1 protein-coding gene is annotated in these 872 nt (G+C 65.6%); it reads right to left on the bottom strand.

Annotated elements, in window-relative coordinates; translation table 11 throughout:
- A partial coding sequence (gene hemA / locus RFM40_RS33595; RefSeq protein ID WP_320279061.1) for a 5-aminolevulinate synthase occupies nucleotides 1–872 on the bottom strand: 872 nt, incomplete at both ends.

Below are 872 nucleotides of genomic sequence, written 5' to 3'. Positions count from 1 at the left end.
CTGCGAGCGCTTCAGATGCCTGATCGAGGTGGTGGCGGCGGCCGCGATCGCCGGCGGCAGCGCGGTGGTGAAGATGAAGCCCGGCGCATAGGAGCGCACGGCGTCGATCACCGCACTTGTGCCGGTGATATAGCCGCCGAGCGTCCCGAAGGCTTTTGCAAGCGTGCCTTCGATGATGTCGATGCGGTCGGCCAGCCCTTCACGCTCGGTGATGCCGCCGCCGCGCGCACCGTACATGCCCACGGCATGCACCTCGTCGATATAGGTCATGGCGTTGTAGCGCTCGGCGAGCTCGACGATCTGCTTGATCGGGGCGATGTCGCCATCCATCGAATAGACGCTTTCGAAGACGATCAGCTTGGCGCGCTCGCGGCCGGCGGCCTGAAGCAAGCTTTCCAGATGCGCGACGTCGTTGTGGCGGAAGATCTTCTTCTCGGCGCCGGAGCGGCGCACGCCCTCGATCATCGAGGCGTGGTTCAGCTCGTCCGAGATGATCAGGCAGTTGGGCAAGAGCCTGGCGATGGTCGAGATCGAGGCCTCGTTGGAGACGAAGCCGGAGGTGAAGACCAGCGCTGCTTCCTTGTCGTGCAGGTCGGCGAGCTCATGCTCGAGCTCGACCAGCGGGTTGGACGTGCCGGAGATGTTGCGGGTGCCGCCGGCGCCAGACCCCATCTTGCCCGCCGCGGTCTGGAAGGCGGCAATCACGTCCGGGTTCTGGCCCATGCCGAGATAGTCGTTGGAGCACCAGACGGTGATTTCCTGGGCGCGGCCGTTGGACCGCCAGATGGCGCGCGGGAACTTGCCCACCATGCGCTCGAGGTCGGCGAAAACGCGGTAGCGCCGCTCCGCATGGAGCTGGTCGATCGCGTCTT

Source organism: Mesorhizobium captivum (assembly GCF_033977165.1).
Lineage (GTDB): Bacteria > Pseudomonadota > Alphaproteobacteria > Rhizobiales > Rhizobiaceae > Mesorhizobium > Mesorhizobium captivum.
The sequence above is the reverse complement of the archived record's forward strand: the minus strand, read 5'-3'. Positions and strand labels throughout refer to the sequence as shown.